Origin of the sequence: Halobacillus massiliensis (assembly GCF_900166625.1) — a bacterium.
Classification (GTDB): Bacteria; Bacillota; Bacilli; order Bacillales; family Halobacillaceae; genus Halobacillus_A; species Halobacillus_A massiliensis.
This window is the reverse complement of the sequence record NZ_LT800499.1, coordinates 3,069,101-3,091,216: the sequence shown is the minus strand read 5'-3', so window position 1 is coordinate 3,091,216 and position 22,116 is coordinate 3,069,101. Positions and strand designations below refer to the sequence as shown.

Here is a 22,116-nt window from a genome sequence, read left to right as displayed (position 1 = left end):
GAAATGGATAAAGGTCTGGTCTGTGGAGTCCATCAACGCAATGACAGCAACGGCCGCCAGCGAAATTGTGTTTTCGTTCATTTTTAAATTCATTGTGACACCGATAACAATGATAATGGCTAAAGCGACGATAAAAGGGTCATTCCCTAAGGTGAAAACAGCAATGACAGCAATGACAGCTCCGATTAGATTTCCTTGAATTTGCTCCACGATTGATTGGTAAGACCTATAAATAGAAGGTTGAATGGAAAAGACGGCGGCAATTGCGGCCAGAAGCGGGCTGAAAAATCCAAACAGACTTGCTATGTAGAGAGCAACGGCTGCGGCAAGTCCCGTTTTCATCATCCGGGCACCAAGTTTCATAACAAATCATCCTTTTTAACAATAAATTCTTGTCTTAGTTCCTGCTTTCCTTATTTTTTCCGTTTTTATTTCTAAAAATCCTCAGCCTGGTCAATAGCTGAGGATTTCCTATTTTAATTATTTTTTGGATAGTTCTTTGAAAGATTGATCAACGGCTTCCAGAGTCTGGACAATATCTTCTTTAGAATGGGCGGTGGTCAGGAACCAGGCTTCATATTTAGAAGGAGCCAGATTAATTCCCTGGTTGAGCATGAGCTTAAAGAAGCTTGCGAATTGTTCGCCGTTTGTATTCTCAGCCTGTTCGTAATTTTCCACTTTCTCATCTGTGAAATATACGGTTAAAGCCCCTTTAAGGCGGTTAACAGTTACGGCTACTTCATGCTTTTCAGCCGAATTTAGAATGCCTTCTTCAAGCATTGCGCCAAGCCGGTCCATCTCATCATAAACGCCTTCCTTCTGCAAGACTTCCAGACAGGCAATGCCTGCAGACATAGAGGCGGGGTTACCAGCCATAGTTCCGGCTTGATAGGCAGGTCCGAGGGGAGCCACTTGCTCCATAATGTCCGCACGCCCGCCGTAAGCTCCTATTGGCAGGCCGCCGCCTATTATTTTGCCCATAGCCGTCATATCGGGTTCAATTCCAAGCAGCTGTTGAGCACTTCCGTAAGTGAACCTGAAGGCAGTAATAACTTCATCATAAATGACGAGGGCTCCGGCTTCGTGAGCTAAGTCATTCACCTGCTGGAGAAAACCTTCTTTCGGTTCAACGATCCCGAAGTTGCCGACAATAGGTTCAACGAGGACTCCGGCAATCTCATCGCCATAGCGGCGAAGTGCTTCTTTAAAAGGTTCAATGTCGTTAAATGGCACAGTAATGACATCCTGAGCAATGGATGCTGGGACCCCCGCAGAGTCAGGCGTACCTAAAGTGGAAGGACCAGAACCTGCCGCAACGAGAACTAAATCTGAATGGCCGTGATAACAGCCGGCAAATTTAATGATTTTATTTCTTCCTGTATAGGCCCGGGCGACACGGATTGTTGTCATAACTGCTTCTGTACCGGAATTAACAAATCTCACTTTATCAAGTGAAGGAATTGCATCTTTCAGCATTTTCGCAAAGCGATTCTCAAGGGATGTCGGTGTTCCATACAGAACACCATTTTGAGCTGCTTTCGTAATAGCTTCTGTAATGTGGGGATGGGCGTGACCGGTGATGATCGGTCCGTAAGCCCCTAGATAATCAATATATTTCTGTCCATCCACATCGTAGAAATAAGCTCCTTTTCCTCTTTCCATATAAACTGGTGTGCCGCCGCCGACACCCTTATAGGCTCTGGAAGGGGAATTCACCCCACCTACGATATGTTTTTGTGCTTCATCATATAGTATTTCAGACTGTGAAAAATTCAATGCAAAATTCCTCCTAAACAAACATTCAACTCTTATTGTAGCATTTTGACGGTACGAGGGACTATCAAACTCTCTTTTAATCACTGGTGCCGAGATGAGGAAAAGAATAAATCATGATACAGCCGCATAAAAAGAAATAGATGCCTGTCTACTTTTGAAAAAGGGCGTGCTTACTATGATAAGTCTTTCGGCGGCATTTATTATAATCGCTTTAATAATAGGAAGTATAAGACAGCTGTTTACTTCTTTAGAGATTGATCACCACATGTTTTCATATCAGATTTTTATAACGCTTGTTCTTCTTTATACGGTTGTAATGATCGGTTTTGGCCTCATTTTTGCCACACTTTCGATGCAGGGAATTGAAGTATTTGCAAGAACACTCTATCATGAATCTTCTACATGGTTTCAAGAAGTGGAAAGAGGAATATATTTTAGCGGGGTGACCCTTTTTACAGTAGGCTACGGAGACATGATGCCTATAGGGATTGGCCGCTGGATTGCTCTCGCTGAAGCTGTGATCGGCTACACGATCCCGGCAGCTCTTGTTGCCAAAGTGTGGCAGAGTTCTAAATAGCTGCTATTGGAAGTTTCCTTTTAGATAAGGTAACCTAGAGGTTAGATACTTATTTAGGAGGGATTTTTAGTATGACAGTAGAAGTAGGAAAGAAAGCACCAGAATTTGAACTAAAAGCCAATAATGGAGAAACCGTAAAGCTTTCCGATTATCAAGGGAAGAATGTTGTCCTCTATTTTTATCCGAAAGATATGACACCGGGATGCACGACAGAAGCGTGTGACTTCCGTGATCATCATGAAAGCTTTGAAGACCTGGATGCTGTCATTCTGGGAGTCAGCCCTGACCCGGTGGAAAGCCATGAGAAATTTATAAATAAGCATGATCTGCCATTCCTTCTCCTGGCAGACGAAGATCACAAAGTAGCTGAAGAATATGATGTTTGGAAACTTAAGAAAAACTTCGGGAAGGAATATTACGGTATTGAACGTTCCACTTTTATAATTGATAAGAATGGAAACCTTGCAGAAGATTACCGTAAAGTAAAAGTAGATGGACATGTAGAATCAGCCTTGGAATATATTCGAGAAAACTTATCTTAAGTTTGATCCGCGGTAAACATCCTGCCGCGGTTTTTTATTTATTTTTTTAGGGAATAGCTCACTAAGGATTTCGCCTTGCCATTTAGTGAGGCTTCCACCCATAATAAAAGAAAATGAATAGGGGGGAGCACATGTATATACTCTCAGCAATTAAGCGTGTACCTGAAGATATAAAAGAAAGGCTGCGAAAAAACTTTGAGTCTGTTGACTTTAATTTCTGCCATGGAATTAAAGAAGCGGAGCAGCACTTGGAAAAAGCCGATGTGTTTCTTACATATGGAGAGGATTTAAATAACGAGCGCATCGAAAAAGCGGCTAACCTACGCTGGATCATGGTTCTGTCCGCAGGGATGGACAGGATGCCTTTTAAGAAAATAGAAGAAAGAAATATACTCGTCACAAATGTGAGGGGGATCCATGCGAAACCGATGGCCGAATATGCCATTTCAATGCTGCTTCAAGTGTCGCGTAATGCGAAAAAACTTTGGGAGCGGGAGCATAATCATAAATGGGATCGGCGGGTTCCGATGACTGAAATTAATGGGAAGACACTTGTCTGCTTGGGAACCGGTGCAATTGCTCAGGAAACAGCCAGACTTGCCCAAAGCTTCCGGATGAACACTATCGGTGTATCAAGATCAGGAAGTGATCAGCCATATTTTGAAAAGGTGTTTAAAGTCGAAGATATGGATGATGCTTTGAAGTCCGCAGATTATTGTGTGGCCGTTCTTCCTAGTACGCTTGAAACACAGTTTATGATGGAAAAAGACCATTTTCATAAAATGCCGGAGCATGCCGTATTTTTGAATATGGGCCGTGGGGATTTGGTGAAAACGGAGGTTGTTCTGGAAGCTGTAAGAGAAGAAAAAATTGCCCATGCCGTACTCGATGTATTTGAACAGGAGCCTCTTCCAGAAGATCATCCGTTTTGGGACGAGGAAAGAATTACGGTTACACCTCACATATCAGGTATTTCCCCGCAATATTTACCGCGGGCCTTTGAAGTCTTTGAAAGGAACTTAAAGGCTTATTTTTCAAACGAAAGCTTGGAAAACGTTATTGATCCAAAAAGGGGGTATTAGAAAAGATGAGAATTTACACAAGGTCTGGAGATAAAGGCGAGACGTCATTAATTTATGGAACGCGAGTACCTAAAAATGATATCAGGGTGGAAGCATATGGGACTTGTGACGAAGCAAACTCTTCTATTGGAGTGGCCTTAAGTCATGTACTAAAGGAAGACTGGGAAGGAAAGGAAGCTTTCCTTTTAGCCATGCAGAAAATCCAGACGATTTTATTTCACGTTGGAGCGGAATTAGCTACACCTAAAGGTAAAGATGTAGCCTGGCAGCTGAAAAAAGAGCACATTGATGAAATGGAAGGTTTTATTGATCAGTGGGATGAGAACTTAACGCCGCTGAAAAACTTTATCCTCCCAACCGGTCATAAAGCTTCAGCAGGTTTCCATATGGCACGAACTATTGTCAGGAGAGCCGAACGGTGTGCGGTCACACTGGAGGGGGAAGTGAACCCGCTTGTCATTTCTTATTTAAACCGCTTGTCAGATTTACTATTTGTCGCTGCCCGATATGTTAACCATCAGCTCGGTGGTGAAGAATGGCCCCTGCATCCTGATGTATAAGTCTTTGGTAGAGGATTGACAATTTCTTTAAATACAGGTTAAACTAATTATAAGGATTCTAATTTAATAATATTCTAAATCAAAGATTAGTTTATAGGAAAGCGAGGTGCATGGCGGTGTCAGATCATCGACTTCAAGAAGCCATAGATACGTTAAAAGATTCTGGGGTTCGGATTACACCACAGCGTCATGCGGTGCTTGAATACCTACTAAATGCAATGACACACCCGACAGCTGATGATATTTACAAGGCACTGGAAAGTAAGTTTCCTAACATGAGCGTAGCCACGGTTTATAATAACCTGCGTGTCTTTAAAGATATTGGGTTAGTCAGGGAACTCACTTACGGTGATTCTTCCAGCCGTTTTGATTGCAATACGACAGAGCATTATCATGCGATTTGTGAATCATGCGGCAAGATTGTAGATTTTCACTATCCAAGCTTAAATGAAGTGGAATCATTAGCTGAGCAGGTGACTGGATTTACTGTTAGTCATCATCGCATGGAAGTATACGGAACATGCTCACAATGTAAATTAAATGCTGCTCATTAAACAGGAAGCGGAAAGCTTTCTGTTTTTATTTTTTTCCATAGAAAAAGGCCTGCTGCTCGTTCAGCTAAGGCCTTTTTTTGTGCTCTGCTTCGCTTCTTGTTTTTGATAGCGCTTAGAGTTGTACTTTTCATCAAATTCTTCGCCTTCAAGTGTCTTATCAAGTGTTAAAGGCTGTTTACAGTGCATGCAAGCATCTACCCGGCCAAGCATTTTAGTGGGTTTTTCACACGAAGGGCAAATAATCTGAATAGTTTTCGTGGATAACATGCCGATCCAGAAATAAACAACTGTACTTAATCCTACAAAACCCATTCCAAGAATCATAAATAATGCCATAGCCCAGGCTGTATCTTTAAATAAAAGACCGATGTACATGACACCGATTCCAAGAAAAATCAGCCAGAATGCGAAGGAACGAATTTTATTGATCTTGCTCTTATATTGTATTTCCAAACATATTCCCTCCTATGAAGCTTACACACGTAAGTATAGCATTTTTTGTGGTAAAAATATAATTGAAAAAAGGATTTTAAAAGATTATATCGAATTACAGTATTGAAGCGAATAACAGATGGGGGAACTACAATGGAAGATCTACTGAGGCCTATATATCAGGAACGGGCCAGTCAGGCAAATACGCTTGGAATTCTAATTATAGAGAAAATAAAACCGATTAGTCCGGTAACTGATAATTTTGATGTCATTTTATTCATTATAGTTAAGCAGGCTGAAGATCCTTGGTATGTGAAACATTATGAATTCGAAAATAAGTCAGCAGCTATGCATGTCGTTTCGGAAAAACAGCTGCAGCATTGGATTGAGACGAGTTCTTACCGCAGAGCGGTAGAGTGGGTTATTAATGGAGCGATTGTATTTGAGCGAAACGATTACGTCAGCGATCTAAAGGAAGAGCTTAGAACATTTCCCACACCTACACGCGATTTAAAGAAGGCCATAGAGTTTGCTAAATTAATTCGCAGCTATACCGAATCAAAAGATTTGTTCGAAGCAGGGCAGCACTTGGACGCATTCAGCCGAATGGTTCATTCCCTTCATTATTTAGCCAGGTTAGCGATTATTGAAAAAGGATTTCACCCGGAAGTCACGGTATGGAATCAAGTGAAAAAAATAGAACCCGAAGTTTATAAGCTATATGAAGAGCTGATAATGAGTAAGGAAACAACTGAAAAGAGAGTTCAGCTCATGACCTTAGCTGTTGAGCATGCGATCAGTATCCGTGCAGCCTCCAGTGCTAAACACCTGCTTGATTTAATGGGAGAACGAAAAGAGTCCTGGTCGTTTGCAGAGTTAAAGACACATCCTGAAATTCAGGAATATGCCCTTGATTTATCCTCTATGATCGAATACTTAGTAGAGAAAGAATTAGTGGAAGTTATGCTGCAGGATACTAAAGGGGCATTTATTTATCATCGTATGTATAAGCTGGCCAATATATAGAAAAGATAATAGCAGTAATCTGTCCCTTTCTTCGTTTTTTAAAAGAAAGGGTATTTTATTTGAAAAATCTATTGACGATCTGTTTTAACCCGTGGTATATTAATAAGCGTCGCATCAAGAGCGGCCCATTACTCAATTAAAAAAACGAAAAAAGTTGTTGACTAAAACAAACTATCGTGATATATTAATTGAGTCGCTGTTTTTAGGCGGAACAATATTTGATCTTTGAAAACTGAACGAACCAACCAGTACGTCAAAACATTTCTTTCTATATTATATAGATCGAATTTTTTAAGAAGCACATTCGGTGTGCAAATGAGCAAGTCAAACTACTTTTTGGAGAGTTTGATCCTGGCTCAGGACGAACGCTGGCGGCGTGCCTAATACATGCAAGTCGAGCGCAGGAAGCTAACCGATCCCCTTCGGGGGTGACGTTAGTGGAATGAGCGGCGGACGGGTGAGTAACACGTGGGCAACCTGCCTGTAAGACCGGAATAACCCCGGGAAACCGGGGCTAATGCCGGATAACCTCTTCTCTCTCATGAGGAAAGAGTAAAAGATGGCCTTTGGCTATCACTTACAGATGGGCCCGCGGCGCATTAGCTAGTTGGTGAGGTAACGGCTCACCAAGGCGACGATGCGTAGCCGACCTGAGAGGGTGATCGGCCACACTGGGACTGAGACACGGCCCAGACTCCTACGGGAGGCAGCAGTAGGGAATCTTCCGCAATGGACGAAAGTCTGACGGAGCAACGCCGCGTGAACGATGAAGGTTTTCGGATCGTAAAGTTCTGTTGTGAGGGAAGAACAAGTACCGTGCGAATAGAGCGGTACCTTGACGGTACCTCACGAGAAAGCCCCGGCTAACTACGTGCCAGCAGCCGCGGTAATACGTAGGGGGCAAGCGTTGTCCGGAATTATTGGGCGTAAAGCGCGCGCAGGCGGTTCCTTAAGTCTGATGTGAAAGCCCACGGCTCAACCGTGGAGGGTCATTGGAAACTGGGGAACTTGAGGACAGAAGAGGAGAGTGGAATTCCACGTGTAGCGGTGAAATGCGTAGATATGTGGAGGAACACCAGTGGCGAAGGCGACTCTCTGGTCTGTTTCTGACGCTGAGGTGCGAAAGCGTGGGTAGCAAACAGGATTAGATACCCTGGTAGTCCACGCCGTAAACGATGAGTGCTAGGTGTTAGGGGGCTTCCACCCCTTAGTGCTGAAGTTAACGCATTAAGCACTCCGCCTGGGGAGTACGGCCGCAAGGCTGAAACTCAAAGGAATTGACGGGGGCCCGCACAAGCGGTGGAGCATGTGGTTTAATTCGAAGCAACGCGAAGAACCTTACCAGGTCTTGACATCCTTGGACCGCCCTAGAGATAGGGTCTTCCCTTCGGGGACCAAGTGACAGGTGGTGCATGGTTGTCGTCAGCTCGTGTCGTGAGATGTTGGGTTAAGTCCCGCAACGAGCGCAACCCCTAATCTTAGTTGCCAGCATTCAGTTGGGCACTCTAAGGTGACTGCCGGTGACAAACCGGAGGAAGGCGGGGATGACGTCAAATCATCATGCCCCTTATGACCTGGGCTACACACGTGCTACAATGGATGGTACAAAGGGCAGCGAAGCCGCGAGGTGTAGCAAATCCCATAAAACCATTCTCAGTTCGGATTGCAGGCTGCAACTCGCCTGCATGAAGCCGGAATCGCTAGTAATCGCGGATCAGAATGCCGCGGTGAATACGTTCCCGGGCCTTGTACACACCGCCCGTCACACCACGAGAGTTGGCAACACCCGAAGTCGGTGAGGTAACCTTTATGGAGCCAGCCGCCGAAGGTGGGGCCAATGATTGGGGTGAAGTCGTAACAAGGTAGCCGTATCGGAAGGTGCGGCTGGATCACCTCCTTTCTAAGGATATAAGGAGCGGCGTTTGCGCCGTTTCCTTCGGAAAACGTACTGGATTGGTTGTTCAGTTTTGAGAGATCAAACTCTCAAACTTGTGAACCTTGAAAACTGGATAAGATATGACAAGACATCAAACCAACGTAAGAAAAAGTCTTTTCACGAAGATGAAAGTTAAGTGAATAAGGGCGCACGGTGGATGCCTTGGCACTAGGAGCCGATGAAGGACGGGACTAACACCGATATGCCTGGGGGAGCTGTAAGTAAGCTTGGATCCCAGGATTTCCGAATGGGGAAACCCGCTGTTCGTAATGGAACAGCATCCTTCGCTGAATACATAGGCGTTGGACGGCAGACCCGGGGAACTGAAACATCTCATTACCCGGAGGAAGAGAAAGCAAATGCGATTTCCCAAGTAGCGGCGAGCGAAACGGAATCAGCCCAAACCAGAAAGCTTGCTTTCTGGGGTTGTAGGACACTCCTTTGGAGTTACAAAGAGAGAGGATAGACGAAGCGATCTGGAAAGATCCGCCAGAGAGGGTAACAGCCCCGTAATCGACATCCTTTCTTCTCCGGAGTGGATCCTGAGTACGGCGGAACACGAGGAATTCCGTCGGAATCCGGGAGGACCATCTCCCAAGGCTAAATACTCCCTAGTGACCGATAGCGAACCAGTACCGTGAGGGAAAGGTGAAAAGCACCCCGGAAGGGGAGTGAAAGAGATCCTGAAACCGTGTGCCTACAAGTAGTCGGAGCCCATTGATGGGTGACGGCGTGCCTTTTGTAGAATGAACCGGCGAGTTACGACCGTATGCAAGGTTAAGCTGATGAGAAGCGGAGCCGCAGCGAAAGCGAGTCTGAATAGGGCGAATATAGTATGCGGTCGTAGACCCGAAACCGTGTGATCTACCCATGTCCAGGGTGAAGGTCAGGTAACACTGACTGGAGGCCCGAACCCACGCAAGTTGAAAATTGCGGGGATGAGGTGTGGGTAGGGGTGAAATGCCAATCGAACACGGAGATAGCTGGTTCTCTCCGAAATAGCTTTAGGGCTAGCCTCAGAATAGAAAGTCCTGGAGGTAGAGCACTGATTGGACGAGGGGCCCCTACCGGGTTACCGAATTCAGTCAAACTCCGAATGCCAGAGACTTTGTTCTGGGAGTCAGACCATGGGTGATAAGGTTCATGGTCGAGAGGGAAACAGCCCAGACCGCCAGCTAAGGTCCCTAAGTGTGTGTTAAGTGGAAAAGGATGTGGAGTTGCTTAGACAACCAGGATGTTGGCTTAGAAGCAGCCACCATTCAAAGAGTGCGTAATAGCTCACTGGTCGAGTGACTCCGCGCCGAAAATATACCGGGGCTAAACACACCACCGAAGCTGCGGATTGATCCGGATGGATCAATGGTAGGAGAGCGTTCTAAGGGCTGTGAAGTCAGACCGTAAGGACTGGTGGAGCGCTTAGAAGTGAGAATGCCGGTATGAGTAGCGAAAAAAGAGTGAGAATCTCTTTCACCGAAAGCCTAAGGTTTCCTGAGGAAGGCTCGTCCTCTCAGGGTTAGTCGGGACCTAAGCCGAGGCCGAAAGGCGTAGGCGATGGACAACAGGTGGATATTCCTGTACCGCCTTCCTTCCATTTGAGTGATGGGGGGACGCAGGAGGATAAGGAGAGCGCACCATTGGAAGCGTGCGTCCAAGCAGCAAGACGGTCGGAATAGGAAAATCCGTCCGGCAACGTCGAGCTGTGATGGGGAGGGAAATTGAGTACCGAAGCTCCGGATTTCACACTGCCAAGAAAAGCCTCTAGCGAGGAAGGATGGCGCCCGTACCGCAAACCAACACAGGTAGGCGAGGAGAGAATCCTAAGGTGAGCGGGAGAACTCTCGTTAAGGAACTCGGCAAAATGACCCCGTAACTTCGGGAGAAGGGGTGCTCCTCTGCCGAGGAGCCGCAGTGAAAAGGCCCAAGCGACTGTTTACCAAAAACACAGGTCTCTGCGAAGCCGTAAGGCGAAGTATAGGGGCTGACACCTGCCCGGTGCTGGAAGGTTAAGGGGATGCGTTAGCCGTAAGGCGAAGCGTTGAACCGAAGCCCCAGTAAACGGCGGCCGTAACTATAACGGTCCTAAGGTAGCGAAATTCCTTGTCGGGTAAGTTCCGACCCGCACGAAAGGTGCAACGACTTGGGCACTGTCTCAACGAGAGACCCGGTGAAATTATACTATGCGTGAAGATGCGCATTACCCGCGACAGGACGGAAAGACCCCGTGGAGCTTTACTGTAGCCTGATATTGAATGTTGGTACAGCTTGTACAGGATAGGTGGGAGCCTGAGAAGCCGGAGCGCTAGCTTCGGTGGAGGCGCTGGTGGGATACCACCCTGGCTGTACGGACATTCTAACCCAGGACCGTGATCCGGTCCGGAGACAGTGTCAGGTGGGCAGTTTGACTGGGGCGGTCGCCTCCCAAAGAGTAACGGAGGCGCCCAAAGGTTCCCTCAGAATGGTTGGAAATCATTCGCAGAGTGTAAAGGCACAAGGGAGCTTGACTGCGAGACCTACAAGTCGAGCAGGGACGAAAGTCGGGCTTAGTGATCCGGCGGTACCGTATGGAAGGGCCGTCGCTCAACGGATAAAAGCTACCCCGGGGATAACAGGCTTATCTCCCCCAAGAGTCCACATCGACGGGGAGGTTTGGCACCTCGATGTCGGCTCATCGCATCCTGGGGCTGTAGTCGGTCCCAAGGGTTGGGCTGTTCGCCCATTAAAGCGGTACGCGAGCTGGGTTCAGAACGTCGTGAGACAGTTCGGTCCCTATCCGTCGTGGGCGTTGGAAATCTGAAAGGAGCTGTCCTTAGTACGAGAGGACCGGGATGGACACACCGCTGGTGTACCAGTTGTTCCGCCAGGAGCATCGCTGGGTAGCTACGTGTGGACGGGATAAGTGCTGAAAGCATCTAAGCATGAAGCCCCCCTTGAGATGAGATTTCCCCTAACTATAAGTTAGTAAGATTCCTCAGAGACGATGAGGTCGATAGGTCTGAAGTGGACGCGTGGTGACACGTGGAGCTGACAGATACTAATCAATCGATGACTTATCTTTTAATTCTTTCGTGGTTTGATAGAAAGCAGTCTTATCCAGTTTTGAGGGTTTATTTAAAAAGTTTTTAAAAAACCTTGATATTTTCTTAAAAGGACAATATAATATATCTTGTCCCTAAAAAAGAAAGAGATCTGGTGGCGATAGCGAAGAGGTCACACCTGTTCCCATGCCGAACACAGCAGTTAAGCTCTTCAGCGCCGATGGTAGTCGGGTTTATCCCCGTGAGAGTAGGACGCCGCCAGGTTGAAATTATTCCACAGTAGCTCAGTGGTAGAGCAATCGGCTGTTAACCGATCGGTCGTAGGTTCGAATCCTACCTGTGGAGCCACTTTATGGAGAGCTGTCCGAGCTGGCCGAAGGAGCACGATTGGAATTCGTGTAAACCGTTCACGCGGTTTCGAGGGTTCGAATCCCTCGCTCTCCGCCATTAACTACATTATATATGGCCCGTTGGTCAAGCGGTTAAGACACCGCCCTTTCACGGCGGTAACACGGGTTCGAATCCCGTACGGGTCACCACTACTTGGAGGATTAGCTCAGCTGGGAGAGCACTTGCCTTACAAGCAAGGGGTCGCAGGTTCGAGCCCTGCATCCTCCACCATTGAAACTTTGATTCTATTATAATGGGAATGATCATAAAGGTCTCCCACATTATCGCGGGGTAGAGCAGTTCGGTAGCTCGTCGGGCTCATAACCCGGAGGTCGCAGGTTCAAATCCTGCCCCCGCAACCAAAATGGTCCGGTAGTTCAGTTGGTTAGAATGCCTGCCTGTCACGCAGGAGGTCGCGGGTTCGAGTCCCGTCCGGACCGCCATTGATTATTTTCATACATATAAATTAATTTATAAGGCTCGGTAGCTCAGTCGGTAGAGCAACGGACTGAAAATCCGTGTGTCGGCGGTTCGATTCCGTCCCGAGCCACCATCTTTTGAGACTAGCCGGCCTAGCTCAATTGGTAGAGCAACTGACTTGTAATCAGTAGGTTGGGGGTTCAAGTCCTCTGGCCGGCACCACTTATAACGTGGAGGGATAGCGAAGTTGGCCAAACGCGGCGGACTGTAAATCCGCTCCCATCGGGTTCGTAGGTTCGAGTCCTACTCCCTCCACCATTTTATTTTTTATCATTCAAATAGGGGTATAGTTTAACGGTAAAACTACGGTCTCCAAAACCGTCAATGTGGGTTCGATTCCTACTACCCCTGCTTTTATAACGGCGGTTGTGGCGAAGTGGTTAACGCACCGGATTGTGGTTCCGGCATTCGTGGGTTCGATTCCCATCAGCCGCCCCATTTTTTTGTTTATTGGGCCATAGCCAAGCGGTAAGGCAACGGTTTTTGGTACCGTCATGCGCTGGTTCGAATCCAGCTGGCCCAGCCATTTGCGAGAGTAGTTCAGTGGTAGAACACCACCTTGCCAAGGTGGGGGTCGCGGGTTCGAATCCCGTCTCTCGCTCTAGAAGATTCATAATTGCTGCATCGCAGAATATACTTTATTATATAATAAGTGGCGGCATAGCCAAGCGGTAAGGCAGAGGACTGCAACTCCTTTATCACCGGTTCGATTCCGGTTGCCGCCTCCATATTATGCCGGTGTGGCGGAATTGGCAGACGCGCACGACTCAAAATCGTGTTCCTTCGGGAGTGTCGGTTCGACCCCGACCACCGGTACTATAAAATGTAACAGATACAAGACTTCAACAGTAATGTTGAGGTCTTTTTTTTATTTGGATAAACGTTTAGTTTGCCTAACCTTTCGTATTTTTAAAGCGCCAAAAAAGATAGAACATAATAAAATTCCAATAGTAAATTTCACCACGGATTCTTTTGAAATTTCTATTGAAGTAAAGAAAGCAATAGAAAAAATTAAAACGGGTATTACTATCACTAACTGAATATACATGAGTTTTTTAGGTCTTTCTTTATCCCTAGTAAAATAAGCAAAAACAATTAATATCATAGCAAAAATTAGAGCATGTCCCACAGATTTATATCCGATAAAAATGGCAATTGCTACATACCAAAAAGCAAAAACAATAATTGCATCAAGAAAACCTCTCACAGAATCAACTCCTCTTTATACATTACCCTTTCATAATACCTGCCAACTCAGTCGTCTAAGATTACCAAGCATCATTTTAAAAAAATTCATTTTTTAACAGTAGAACTCATTTTATCATTTGCCCTCCAAACTTTTATATTGCCAAATGGACCGGGGAATAGGCCCGCAGTTAATTTTGTAATTATAGGTTTCGCACAAACTTAGACCTTCGAAGCCCATTATATATACTTATTTGGATATTTCGTCAGATCCTAATATAACTATAGCAAATAAATATTGTCATTCATAAACGCATTAAAGCTATATAAATGCAACTAATGGCGCAGGACCTTCTGTTTCCATTTCTTGATTTGTATTAAATAAAGATAGTTTAAAGTAATCATTTTCACTAAAAATCGACATAATTTGTTTTACATGGAAGAGATAGGGAACACATTACATGGCTGGCACATGTAAGCGCTTTATTAAAATTTTAAAGGAGGACGATTCATGAAAAGTAAGTCTCTCGTCTCAATGTTAGTAATTGCATTAGTAAGTTCCCTTGTTCTTGCCCCTATTCATTCCCTGGCTGCTTCACCTTCTACTACTGGATCTAAGCTGCTAAAAAACATAAAAGTTACGGGTGTTCTAGAAGATGGAGGCTCGTTTGATGGAATGTTGAATATTGATAACCTATCTTATGATGAAGCGGAAGGGCTCTTAATGAGTGGTTCTGTTAAAGGGAAGGCCGTTTCAGAGGATGGTTCTTCTACAAATGTAAAAGAAAACTTTGAAAACATACCAGCCACTTTAAATGAAAGCGGAGGAGACATGATGAACTCTGCTGCTCTTGCTCAGCAGGAGTGTGAGCTCTTAAACCTTGACCTTGGTCCAATTTCCTTGGATTTGCTGGGCTTACAGCTAGATCTTTCGGAAATAAACCTCGACCTTACAGCTATTCCTGGTGCTGGTAACCTTCTTGGGAATTTACTTTGTGCGGTAGCTGGTCTTCTTGATAGTGATGGCTTTCTGGGTGGTATATTAGATCAACTCTTAGGAGTATTAGAGCCATTGTTAGGTGAGATTAATTCATTATTAGAGTAAGGACTATTTATTGCCAGCCAGTATGAATAAGTCCTATTGGTTTTTCTTGAAGCTTTAATTGCGTAAGTGATTATTTATGCGTCTTTCCATGGCAAGTGGAAAGACGTTTTTATATTCTTTTTTGTAGTCTTAGAAGTCCAGCCAAAAGAACCGCTCCATCTCCTTATAGATAGTGGCGACAGTTCATCCTTATTTTAAATCCTTTCTCTGACTAAACATCCAAGCTATCATTTCTTGATTTTCATAAGCAGGATTCCACGATTCATGGTTATGTCCCAAGTTTGCAGGATACTCTGTATAAATTGGCGTTCCACCCGCAGATCTAATGGCTTGGATAGCATTTCTCGTAGACGAAACGGGGATAATCTCATCATCCTCCGCATGAAAGGCCCACAGAGGTTTGTTTTTAATAATATGTACTTTCTCCGGGTCTCCTCCCCCTGCAATTGGGACCAGGGCGGCAAAAAGATTTGGATACTTAATATTTAAGTTGAATGTTCCAAATCCTCCTTGTGACAAGCCTGTAGAATATACGCGGTTCTGATTAATGTTGTACTGTGTCATTACCATTTGAAGGATATCATAAGCCGCAGCAAGGTCGCTTGAAAACTCAAAAGCTCTTTCAGGATCTACGATGTTATCAGCATTTCTCGTAATCGCGAAGCCTCCATCCGGTTGATCCCTTGCCTGTGGAGCCAAAATGAAAGCTGGATTTTTCTTTTGGTTTTCAGGAGCTGCCCATATAATCGCCCCATCATTTGCAAGCAGCTGTTTCACGTTATCTGTGCCGCGTTCTCCACCTCCATGAAGAAATAAAACTAAAGGATAAGAATGGGATGGATCATAATTCTCTGGTACATAAAGGCGGTAAGGCATATTGTTATAGTTCAAATCCATAAATCGCTGGGCGATGTCTTGTCTAGTTGTAATTTTATATGTGAAAGTGGATACTTCACTTTGAACATTGCTCTCCTCATGGATAGCGATCGCTTTAATTGTTAGATTTTCTTTTACTTTGATCGAATTACCATACATAATGCTGTTTTTCGAAGGAAGTGTACCATCAGTGGTGTAATAAAGTTGAGTTCCCGATATATTAGATTTTAACGTAATAACCTGTTCTCTGTAATATTCTCCAGAATGTAGAGATGCAGTAGGGGAATCTATAATTTCTTTTCTATTTACCATAAAAACTTCCTTCCATATTCAATTAATTGTTGCCGCTTACATAGTAAGTGAAGGGCTTTGTTCTGTCAATTTATTTCTGAATGATAAAGATCCTCTTTTTCACATGACAATTTACCTGCAGATCATGGAGAAATCATTACATTAGTTCTACTGTTGAGGATAGTTTTATTAAACATCCAATAAAAAGTTGAAGCGTTTGTCGAATTATGATAGCGTATTCATTGGATTGAGATTATTCTGAATAATCTAAAAAATTTCCAAGGGGTGGAAAAATGGATTTTATTATGGAAATACTGGGTCAGATTAACAATTATTTATCTACCTATCTTACAGTTCCTATTTTATTGGGAACAGGACTATTTCTTACTTTATTCTCCCGGTTTGTACAGTTTAGGTATTTAAAAGAAACGCTTCGCATCTTATTTGAGAAAACGCCCGGGGATAATGGCAAGGAAATTTCTGCTTTTAAATCATTCTGTATTGGCTCAGCTACAAGGATTGGAACAGGAAACCTTGCTGGTGTAGCTGTTGCGATTACTTTAGGGGGACCAGGTGCCGTATTTTGGATGTGGATTGTAGCACTCGTGGGAGGAGCTACTGCGTTTATGGAAAGTACATTGGCTCAGGTTTATAAAGCACGCGATGGTAAGGATGCTTTTCGAGGCGGTCCTGCTTACTATATGGAAAAAGGATTGAAGCAGCGTAAGGTTGGTATTGTTTTTGCGATTCTTATTGCTTTTACATTTGGACTCATATTTAATTCCGTACAAAGTAATACTATCGCTGCTTCAATTAATTCAACGTTTGATATCCCAACTTCAGTGGTAGGTATCGGTCTTGTCGTATTATCTGCGATCGTTATCTTTGGCGGTGTCCACCGTATTGCGAATTTCACAAGTATTGTTGTTCCAATTATGGCGGTTATTTATATTGTCATTGCCTTAATTGTAGTAGGAATGAATATTAGTGCTCTTCCTGAAGTTCTAAGTCTTATCGTATCCAGTGCCCTTGGTTTCGAGCAGGTAATTGGGGGCGGTATTGGTGCAGTCATTATGAATGGAGTAAACCGGGGATTATTTTCGAATGAAGCGGGTATGGGGAGTGCTCCTAATGCCGCAGCCTCTTCTCACGTATCCCATCCTGTAAAACAAGGGTTTATTCAAGCAGCCGGAGTATTTCTTGATACGCTTGTTGTTTGTTCGGCTACTGCATTTATTATTTTAAGTGCCGGACAGGCTGAGTTTGGTACTGAAGCAGGTATTACGTTATTGCAGGATTCTCTTGCTTCACAGCTTGGAGGATGGGCAAACCTTTTTGTATCTTTAGCTATTTTCTTATTTGCCTTTAGTTCAATCGCCGGAAGTTATTATTATGGAGAAAAGAATATTGAGTTTATTAAAGACAGTCCCAAGGCTATTTTAATTTACCGTTTTGGTACACTGGCCATGGTGATGTTCGGAGCCGTAGCCACTCTCGATGTTGTCTGGTCTTTAGCAGACGTCTTTATGGGTATTATGACGATTTTAAATATATATGCTGTGCTGCGGCTAAGTAAAGTTTCTTTCACTGTTTTGAATGATTATATGGCACAGAGAAAAGAAAACAAAGAGCCTGTATTTGAACCAAGCCGACTTGGTATTGATGGCACAGAAACTTGGGAAAAGCTTGATTTTGAAGAGGAGAAGAAGAAAAAAGTGGTTTAAGATAAAGTGACCGAAAAAACGCGCTCTATAAGAAGCGCGTTTTTCTTGTACTATTAAAAGTGTTGTGTTTCTTATCCACCCTTTAGGGGAAAAGGAGGATAGACTGATTTTTGAAGGGAAGGATTTATGATGAAGAGAGAACCTGAACTAATTGAACATATTACTGACAGTAATGATTTTTATGAGAAATGTATTGAAAATAAAGCTCTTGCCTTTCCTGAACTTGAGAAGATTATGCACGATTACATATTAAGTCAGCCTAAAGAGACCATGGAATTCACAGAGTGTTTGATCCATGAGGAACAAGGGGAAAATGGAGAAGAAGATAAAATAAGAAATGTGCATGTTTCTTTTAAGGATCATAATTCTAGTAATTATATCCGTCTTTCAGGGTCCAAAAATAATGATGGCAGAGTATTAAATATGAAAGTAGACGCTCTTGATATGAAAACAAATGAATTGGTTTATGAGCGACAATTAGCATAATGAAGATTATCTAGTCTTATTATATAAGAACCGGAACCGACTTCTTTTAAAAGGGAGTCGGTTTTTTTGTAGCAAAATCAGGAAGACTTACATATACTGTACAACTACAAACGAGAAATAGATTTTTGTAGAAAATCCCCGAATTATGGTTGTCAGTACAACATAGGGTTGTTATAATGGAAAATATCATTAAGAAGAGAAACCTAATTAACGCGGGAAACCAACAGCGTAGAGCATAATCTTCTGCCGAAACAACTGCGAGTTGCTTCGAAGGCATTCACTTCCTTGAATAAGCTTAAGTATGTAAAAACGTGGCTATAAAATTTAATATACGCGGGTGTAGTTTAATGGTAAAACCTCAGCCTTCCAAGCTGATGACGAGGGTTCGATTCCCTTCACCCGCTCTATTATTTATTCTTAATATCTTACTACGTGATCCAACGCAGTGTTTCGTTTTATAATAAACGGAGCATTGCGTTTTTTAATATGAAGGTAAAGAAGAAAGGAGCAGGATTCCATGAAAAAACTAAAGCAATTACTGCAGCAGATCGATGGAAAAAGCTATAAGGGATATAAACAAATACAAGGGAGTTATTCCTTTTCTTCTTATCAGTTAAAGATTGACTATGTCCAAGGTGATCCTTTTGCTGCTCCATCTAAAATCAGAATACTAGTACCAAACGATGCAAAAACCATCCTTCCCGAGTGGAAGGAGACGAAAAAGCGAAAGATCTATAGTGAAGATGCGATTGCCAGAAAAGTGGCAGAAGTCCTTCATAAAGGGCGTTCTGACGTTAAGGGATCAGGAAAAAGCGGCATGGTGGCTATTGACCGGCCGCAGCAGGAAATTCTTGAGCGTACAGCCGTCAGTATTGATGGAAGCAATACGACTGTTTGTCTGACTGTTGGTCTCCCGGCTAATGGAAGAAGAATCAATGGAAAGGAAGCAGACAAGCTTTTTTTCACCGTATTGCCAAATGTGATCAAAGAGTCTGTGTTTGCCATTACAGACCAGGAAATATGGGAGTTTGTCCATTTAGCGGATCAGCATGATGCTATTTTGGCTAAGATGAAGGAAGAGGAGTTAATTTCCTTTATCGCGGACGGTTCGATTCTTCCAAGATCCAGCGGCATTAGTGACCGTCCGATGAAAGATGCTGTTCGTTTTCAAAGTCCAGAAGAAAATCGCATAACCATTCATGTGCCACATCGTGATCAGCCTTTGACAGGCATGGGAATAAAAAGAGGAATTGTCTTGATCGTAGGAGGGGGTTATCATGGTAAAAGTACCCTGTTGAATGCGATGGAGCGAGGCGTGTATCCTCATATTAAAGGTGACGGCCGGGAATACGTGATCACAGATCCGTCAGCTGTAAAGGTTAGAGCAGAGGATGGTCGTCAGGTAACGAATGTGGACATTTCTCCTTTTATTAAAAATCTCCCGGGCGGTGTGGATACGACGAGGTTTTCGACAGAAAATGCAAGTGGAAGTACTTCCCAGGCTGCCAATGTTATTGAAGCGTTAGAAGCGGGAACAAACACCCTGCTTATTGATGAAGATACGAGTGCTACTAACTTTATGATTCGCGATGAACGAATGCAGGAGCTTGTCGTTCAGGAAAAAGAACCAATCACCCCGTTTATCGATAAAATAAGCAGTCTTCGTGATGAATTAAAAGTTTCCACGATTCTCGTGATGGGCGGATCCGGTGACTACTTTCAAGTAGCAGATGATGTTATTATGATGGATCATTACGTTCCTTTTAATGTTACGAATAAAGCAAAAAATATCGCTCAAGCTTATCCAGGTGAGCGTAAGCAATTAGATGGACGTTTTGGGGATTTGCCTTCAAGGTATTATACCCATACTTCGATTAAGCCGCATAAAGGAAAGAAAGAGAAGATTCAGGCGAAAAGCCGTACATCCATTTTGATGGGAACGACAGAAATCAGCCTCACTGATGTGGAACAGCTGGTGGATGCGTCTCAGACAAGAATGATTGCAGACCTTTTGATGCATTTACACAAAAATGGAGTGCTAAAAAAACGCCAGCCTTTATCCATGCTTTTAGATGAAATCGAAGAACAGTTTGATAAAGAAGGTCTTGCTTCCGTTGCGCCATTTAAAAATCAGCACCCGGGTGAATTAGCAAGACCGAGAAGATTTGAAATTGCAGCCGCCTTAAACCGAATTCGAACGGCAAAGGTGGATGATATACGATAAAGGAAAGGGGGTAGTCAAGGTGGATCTTCATCATTTTAAAGAAGAAGTCATCGCTTACAGTAAAGAAATCGGCATCGATAAAATAGGATTTGCATCAGCTGATGTGTTTAGTGAATTAAAGGCGAGGCTTCAACGCCAGCAGATCCTTGGCTATCAATCCGGTTTTGAAAAAGGGAGTGTAGAAGAACGAACAGAACCTTCCCGCTTGCTTCCGGAGGCACAGTCGATCATTGCCATTGCGCTTGCCTATCCTTCTAAAATGAAAAACTCTCCTAAAAATAAACGCGGTGATCGGCGCGGAGTGTTTGCACGGGCTTCCTGGGGTCAGGACTATCATGATGTTTTAAGAGAAAAGCTCCATTTGCTTGGAGCCTTTCTAAAAGAGAAGTTTCCGGAAGCAGAACTTAAATCAATGGTTGATACAGGTGAGCTTTCAGATCGTGCAGTCGCTGAGCGGGCCGGTATTGGTTTCAGCGGCAAAAATTCTGCCATTATAACTCCTGAATTTGGCTCCTATGTCTATTTAGGAGAAATTGTGACAAATATTCCTTTTGCTCCTGACGATCCGGTGGAGGATAGCTGCGGGGAATGTAACTTATGTGTGGATACATGCCCGACTGACGCTTTAGTTCAGGGAGGACAGCTTAATGCCCAGCGTTGTATCGCTTTTTTAACACAGACGAAGGATTTCCTTCCGGAAGAGTTTCGCACAAATATTGGGAACCGATTATATGGCTGCGATACGTGTCAGACGGTATGTCCGAAAAATAAAGGGAAGGATTTTCACAATCATGAAGCATTTGAACCAGATCCTGATCGTGTGAAGCCTAAATTAATTCCTCTGCTGTCGATATCTAACCGTGAATTTAAAGAAACGTACGGAAAAATGTCAGGTTCATGGCGAGGGAAAAAGCCGATTCAGCGTAATGCCATCCTGGCTCTTGGTCATTTTAAAGAAACAGCTGCTGTCAATGAGCTTATCCGGTTGATGAATAAAGATCCGCGTCCCGTCATTAGAGGGACAGCGGCTTATTCCTTAGGTAAGATCGGTACGAAAGAGTGTTTTGAGGCAATCCGCGAGGCGTATGACAAGGAAGAGGATGCACAGGTTCAGCAGGAAATGGACAAAGGTTTGAATTTTCAAGGAATATAAGCAAAATTGATCTTTTCTGAATATATTAGATTTTGTATAATAGAAAAAACAGGTTAAGTAGGTGTTTCAATATGAGCTGCCAAATACTCTATTATGATGTTGTGGATACACCTGTCGGCGAGCTGACAATTCTAGCCAATGACAAAGGGGTTCTGCGGGTAGACTACGGATCTTTTGACGAGCATCTGTCTTTTTACCAGAATTGGACCAGAAAGTATATGATGAAAAGCTCATTCAAGCAAATGCCTGATCATCACATTATTCACCAGGCAGCCACCGAGCTGCGCGAATATTTTTATCAAGAACGTGAAGCGTTTTCTGTCCCGCTTATTTGCTATGGGACGCCTTTTCAGAAAAGAGTGTGGCGGTCGCTGTTACAGCACATACCGATTGGTGAGACAAGGTCTTATAAAGATATAGCCATAGCTTTACAGGCGGAAAAATCGGTCCGCGCTGTGGGTGGGGCTGTTAACAGCAACCCCTTCATGATTCTTGTACCCTGTCACCGTGTGATTGGGAACAATGGCAAGCTTGTCGGTTATGCAGGCGGCTTGGAACGTAAACAAAAACTTATACAGCATGAGTCCAAACATCAACTGATCAAATCAAATATGTAAACTCCCTCTAAAAGAGGGAGTTTTTTGTATGGATTTCCTTCTTTTTTCATATAGTGGGAGGGAGG

General features: G+C 43.9%; 17 protein-coding genes, 16 tRNA genes and 3 rRNA genes. 31 read left to right on the top strand and 5 right to left on the bottom strand.

Going from position 1 to position 22,116, the window contains the following annotated elements; genetic code table 11:
* Both B7E06_RS15400 and B7E06_RS15395 read right to left on the bottom strand, forming a co-directional pair.
* Positions 1-363: aromatic acid exporter family protein (locus tag B7E06_RS15400; protein ID WP_179134065.1), on the bottom strand; the 363-nt coding region annotated here is incomplete at its 3' end.
* Positions 364-480: 117 nt separating this feature from the next.
* Entirely contained in the window at positions 481-1,776 is a 1,296-nt protein-coding gene (locus tag B7E06_RS15395; RefSeq protein WP_082234823.1) for a glutamate-1-semialdehyde 2,1-aminomutase, read from the bottom strand.
* Positions 1,777-1,951: 175 nt separating this feature from the next.
* On the opposite strand from B7E06_RS15395, the gene B7E06_RS15390 reads away from it, so the two are divergent.
* From B7E06_RS15390 to perR, 5 genes are all read left to right on the top strand, one after another.
* Complete coding sequence (locus tag B7E06_RS15390; protein ID WP_082234822.1) at positions 1,952-2,353, top strand: ion channel; 402 nt, start codon at positions 1,952-1,954, stop codon at positions 2,351-2,353.
* A gap of 71 nt (positions 2,354-2,424) precedes the next feature.
* On the top strand, positions 2,425-2,895 hold the full coding sequence (bcp, locus tag B7E06_RS15385; RefSeq protein WP_082234821.1) for a thioredoxin-dependent thiol peroxidase: 471 nt from the start codon (positions 2,425-2,427) through the stop codon (positions 2,893-2,895).
* A 131-nt stretch (positions 2,896-3,026) separates the two neighbouring features.
* Complete coding sequence (locus B7E06_RS15380; protein ID WP_082234820.1) at positions 3,027-3,977, top strand: D-2-hydroxyacid dehydrogenase; 951 nt, start codon at positions 3,027-3,029, stop codon at positions 3,975-3,977.
* Between the two features lie 5 nt (positions 3,978-3,982).
* Entirely contained in the window at positions 3,983-4,537 is a 555-nt protein-coding gene (locus tag B7E06_RS15375; protein ID WP_082234819.1) for a cob(I)yrinic acid a,c-diamide adenosyltransferase, read from the top strand.
* A gap of 110 nt (positions 4,538-4,647) precedes the next feature.
* On the top strand, positions 4,648-5,091 hold the full coding sequence (perR, locus tag B7E06_RS15370; protein ID WP_082234818.1) for a peroxide-responsive transcriptional repressor PerR: 444 nt from the start codon (positions 4,648-4,650) through the stop codon (positions 5,089-5,091).
* Between the two features lie 60 nt (positions 5,092-5,151).
* On the opposite strand, the gene B7E06_RS15365 is transcribed toward perR, so the two are convergent.
* Positions 5,152-5,544, bottom strand: a complete 393-nt coding sequence (locus B7E06_RS15365) for a YgzB family protein (protein WP_082234817.1) — start codon at positions 5,542-5,544, stop codon at positions 5,152-5,154.
* A gap of 132 nt (positions 5,545-5,676) precedes the next feature.
* Between B7E06_RS15365 and B7E06_RS15360 the strand changes: the two genes are divergently transcribed.
* The 19 genes from B7E06_RS15360 to B7E06_RS15270 all read left to right on the top strand — a co-directional run bounded on the left by B7E06_RS15360 (position 5,677) and on the right by B7E06_RS15270 (position 13,206).
* A complete protein-coding gene (locus B7E06_RS15360) occupies positions 5,677-6,549 on the top strand; it encodes a nucleotidyltransferase-like protein (protein ID WP_082234816.1) in 873 nt (290 codons plus the stop codon).
* Positions 6,550-6,882: 333 nt separating this feature from the next.
* Positions 6,883-8,449: ribosomal RNA gene (locus B7E06_RS15355) — 16S ribosomal RNA — on the top strand.
* A 166-nt stretch (positions 8,450-8,615) separates the two neighbouring features.
* Positions 8,616-11,540: ribosomal RNA gene (locus B7E06_RS15350) — 23S ribosomal RNA — on the top strand.
* Between the two features lie 130 nt (positions 11,541-11,670).
* Positions 11,671-11,784 (top strand): 5S ribosomal RNA (gene rrf / locus B7E06_RS15345).
* The 16S, 23S and 5S rRNA genes sit together here with 15 tRNA genes alongside, the layout of an rRNA operon.
* 9 nt (positions 11,785-11,793) lie before the next feature.
* Positions 11,794-11,868 (top strand) — tRNA-Asn (locus tag B7E06_RS15340).
* 6 nt (positions 11,869-11,874) lie between these two features.
* Positions 11,875-11,967 (top strand) — tRNA-Ser (locus tag B7E06_RS15335).
* A gap of 17 nt (positions 11,968-11,984) precedes the next feature.
* Positions 11,985-12,059 (top strand) — tRNA-Glu (locus tag B7E06_RS15330).
* Between the two features lie 6 nt (positions 12,060-12,065).
* A tRNA-Val gene (locus tag B7E06_RS15325) sits at positions 12,066-12,141 on the top strand.
* Positions 12,142-12,195: 54 nt separating this feature from the next.
* Positions 12,196-12,272, top strand: a tRNA-Met gene (locus B7E06_RS15320).
* 4 nt (positions 12,273-12,276) lie between these two features.
* Positions 12,277-12,353: transfer RNA gene (locus B7E06_RS15315), tRNA-Asp, on the top strand.
* A 34-nt stretch (positions 12,354-12,387) separates the two neighbouring features.
* Positions 12,388-12,463 (top strand) — tRNA-Phe (locus tag B7E06_RS15310).
* 13 nt (positions 12,464-12,476) lie between these two features.
* A tRNA-Thr gene (locus tag B7E06_RS15305) sits at positions 12,477-12,552 on the top strand.
* 10 nt (positions 12,553-12,562) lie between these two features.
* A tRNA-Tyr gene (locus tag B7E06_RS15300) sits at positions 12,563-12,648 on the top strand.
* Positions 12,649-12,670: 22 nt separating this feature from the next.
* A tRNA-Trp gene (locus B7E06_RS15295) sits at positions 12,671-12,741 on the top strand.
* A gap of 11 nt (positions 12,742-12,752) precedes the next feature.
* A tRNA-His gene (locus B7E06_RS15290) sits at positions 12,753-12,828 on the top strand.
* 13 nt (positions 12,829-12,841) lie between these two features.
* Positions 12,842-12,916, top strand: a tRNA-Gln gene (locus B7E06_RS15285).
* 3 nt (positions 12,917-12,919) lie between these two features.
* Positions 12,920-12,991: transfer RNA gene (locus tag B7E06_RS15280), tRNA-Gly, on the top strand.
* Positions 12,992-13,044: 53 nt separating this feature from the next.
* A tRNA-Cys gene (locus B7E06_RS15275) sits at positions 13,045-13,118 on the top strand.
* 6 nt (positions 13,119-13,124) lie between these two features.
* Positions 13,125-13,206, top strand: a tRNA-Leu gene (locus B7E06_RS15270).
* Positions 13,207-13,258: 52 nt separating this feature from the next.
* Here the strand turns inward: B7E06_RS15270 and B7E06_RS15265 are convergent.
* The gene (locus B7E06_RS15265) at positions 13,259-13,597 is read right to left on the bottom strand and encodes a hypothetical protein (protein ID WP_082234815.1); all 339 of its coding nucleotides are present in this window, start codon (positions 13,595-13,597) and stop codon (positions 13,259-13,261) included.
* A gap of 489 nt (positions 13,598-14,086) precedes the next feature.
* Here B7E06_RS15265 and B7E06_RS15260 point away from each other — a divergent pair, with 489 nt between their 5' ends.
* Positions 14,087-14,680, top strand: coding sequence for a hypothetical protein (locus B7E06_RS15260; RefSeq protein ID WP_082234814.1), 594 nt, complete (start codon positions 14,087-14,089; stop codon positions 14,678-14,680).
* A 189-nt stretch (positions 14,681-14,869) separates the two neighbouring features.
* Here B7E06_RS15260 and B7E06_RS15255 read toward each other — a convergent pair whose 3' ends face one another.
* Positions 14,870-15,868 (bottom strand): chitobiase/beta-hexosaminidase C-terminal domain-containing protein, encoded by a 999-nt coding sequence (locus B7E06_RS15255; protein ID WP_082234813.1) that lies wholly within the window; start codon positions 15,866-15,868, stop codon positions 14,870-14,872.
* Positions 15,869-16,140: 272 nt separating this feature from the next.
* On the opposite strand from B7E06_RS15255, the gene B7E06_RS15250 reads away from it, so the two are divergent.
* The 6 genes from B7E06_RS15250 to B7E06_RS15225 all read left to right on the top strand — a co-directional run bounded on the left by B7E06_RS15250 (position 16,141) and on the right by B7E06_RS15225 (position 22,051).
* Positions 16,141-17,571 carry an alanine/glycine:cation symporter family protein gene (locus B7E06_RS15250; RefSeq protein ID WP_082234812.1) on the top strand — a complete coding sequence of 477 codons (1,431 nt, stop codon included), beginning with the start codon at positions 16,141-16,143 and terminating at the stop codon, positions 17,569-17,571.
* A gap of 126 nt (positions 17,572-17,697) precedes the next feature.
* Positions 17,698-18,057: a hypothetical protein gene (locus B7E06_RS15245; RefSeq protein ID WP_245807752.1), complete on the top strand. Its 360-nt coding sequence runs from the start codon at positions 17,698-17,700 to the stop codon at positions 18,055-18,057.
* 333 nt (positions 18,058-18,390) lie between these two features.
* Positions 18,391-18,461, top strand: a tRNA-Gly gene (locus tag B7E06_RS15240).
* A gap of 113 nt (positions 18,462-18,574) precedes the next feature.
* A complete protein-coding gene (locus B7E06_RS15235; RefSeq protein ID WP_082234811.1) occupies positions 18,575-20,281 on the top strand; it encodes an ABC-ATPase domain-containing protein in 1,707 nt (568 codons plus the stop codon).
* Positions 20,282-20,300: 19 nt separating this feature from the next.
* Entirely contained in the window at positions 20,301-21,434 is a 1,134-nt protein-coding gene (gene queG / locus B7E06_RS15230) for a tRNA epoxyqueuosine(34) reductase QueG (protein WP_245807751.1), read from the top strand.
* 71 nt (positions 21,435-21,505) lie between these two features.
* Positions 21,506-22,051: a methylated-DNA--[protein]-cysteine S-methyltransferase gene (locus B7E06_RS15225; RefSeq protein WP_082234809.1), complete on the top strand. Its 546-nt coding sequence runs from the start codon at positions 21,506-21,508 to the stop codon at positions 22,049-22,051.
* Positions 22,052-22,116 lie beyond the last annotated feature (65 nt).